This is a genomic window from Microcoleus sp. MOSTC5 (assembly GCF_036701825.1).
Classification (GTDB): domain Bacteria; phylum Cyanobacteriota; class Cyanobacteriia; order Cyanobacteriales; family Microcoleaceae; genus Microcoleus; species Microcoleus asticus.
Genome location: NZ_JAUBRK010000171.1, coordinates 1 through 1,495, shown reverse-complemented (window position 1 = coordinate 1,495; position 1,495 = coordinate 1). Strand labels below are relative to the sequence as shown.

Annotated in this window: 3 protein-coding genes; all 3 read right to left on the bottom strand. The window is 48.4% G+C overall.

The window, feature by feature from the left end:
* Positions 1-6 precede the first annotated feature (6 nt).
* Genes QUA54_RS34175 through QUA54_RS34165 form a run of 3 tightly spaced genes read right to left on the bottom strand, consistent with a single transcriptional unit; the run spans position 7 to position 1,261 of the window.
* Positions 7-537, bottom strand: a complete 531-nt coding sequence (locus QUA54_RS34175; RefSeq protein ID WP_333419464.1) for an MOSC domain-containing protein — start codon at positions 535-537, stop codon at positions 7-9.
* Positions 538-560: 23 nt separating this feature from the next.
* The gene (locus QUA54_RS34170; protein WP_445301619.1) at positions 561-734 is read right to left on the bottom strand and encodes an SDR family oxidoreductase; all 174 of its coding nucleotides are present in this window, start codon (positions 732-734) and stop codon (positions 561-563) included.
* Positions 735-745: 11 nt separating this feature from the next.
* Positions 746-1,261, bottom strand: coding sequence for an SgcJ/EcaC family oxidoreductase (locus QUA54_RS34165; protein WP_333419460.1), 516 nt, complete (start codon positions 1,259-1,261; stop codon positions 746-748).
* Positions 1,262-1,495 lie beyond the last annotated feature (234 nt).

The following is a 1,495-nucleotide window of genomic DNA, read 5'->3' as shown; positions in this document are numbered from 1 at the left end:
CAAATGCTAAAACTTCGTTGTGCTTACCTCAATGACCTCTTGGCTATTTGAGGCTTTTGCAAAACCGGGATGCTCCCCTTCGCCCTCTTGCAAAACACGGAAGTAAAATCCGGTTCGACGACTTGCGAGAAATCGTTTAACCATATCCGCTCGTCCAAACCGAATCCCCAGTTTGTAGCAAGGTAGGCGAGGTTGTGTCACCATCAGTTTTACAGTGCCGATGTGAAAGCGATCGCCAATGTTCACGTCCTCTTCTCTCAGCCCAGCGCTCGTGAAATTTTCGCCAAAGATACCTGGCGGGAACTCTGTATCAGGCAATTCACTTTGCCAGTAATCATAATGCTCGAACGGATAGACATATATGGCTTTGTCTAATCCGCCATGAACGGTGAGATCAGCCTGTCCATCACCGTCTAAATTGAGCGATCTTACCATCACCCGTTTGCTGACTGGCTCTTTGAAAATTCCAGTGCTAACGGTTTTTCCTTTCCAGGTCACTTCACGCGGAAGTCCGACGTTGACAGAGATGAGTTTCATCGTTAACTCCAAAGTTTTAGACTTCAAATCTGTGCCATACTGCCATCGACAAACATCTCGATGCCGTTTACAAAGTTGCTGTTGTCTGAAGCCAGAAAAACAACAGCTTTGGTAATCTCATCGGGTGTACCGACTCTTCCCAGAGGGATCGTTTTAGCTTGGTTGGTCACAAATTCCTGTAACTGCTTGTCATTCAGTCCCGATCTGCTTAATGACGCTGCTTGAGACCTGAAACGAGGTCGGTCACTTGACGTTGAGCCTCTGCGCTCAGTGAGTCAAAGTCGTCTAAAAAGAATTGACGTTCTAGCGTTAACTTCCGGGTATTGAGCAACCCTTCGATCTGCCAACCTTCGTCGCCTTTGGTTACGACGTATAGCGGCAGCGAATCTCGTGACGGTGAAGTTTCGGTTTGTCCGGGCAGTATTACCCTGATAACTACGAGCATGAGCGCGAGTTGCGAGTTCACGAAGCGAACAAAATCCACCTCACCCTCCAGGCGTGTTCCTTTGACAACCGTGTCGAACGCTTGCTGATGAAATGCAGCGATTTCTTTTCGACCCTTGAGATGCGTGCCCTCGAACGTAATGAAATCGGCAGTTTCGCTGAACGGGGCAGCGAAGCCTTCGCCGCTACCTCGATTCCAAGCATCAATCATCTGGCGATGGAAAGCACAGATTACCGACTCGTCAGCATTACTGGTGGTTTGATCTGCTAGTGAATTCATAGTTTTGAGTTTTCCTTTTAAGTGATAGACCAGTTTTCAAGCGGCATAGAGGGTGTTATGAACTCTTGTTCAAAAACACCGGTCAGGCGAACAGGCGCAACGATTCCTCCCAGAGGCGATCTGCGTTGTTCGGGTCGAGGGCGTAGGGGGCAACGCCACTTACAGCGGTTCCCGCTGTTATGAGGTACAGTAGCAACAATTAGCAAACCAATTTCTCAAATGTTGAGGATTCAT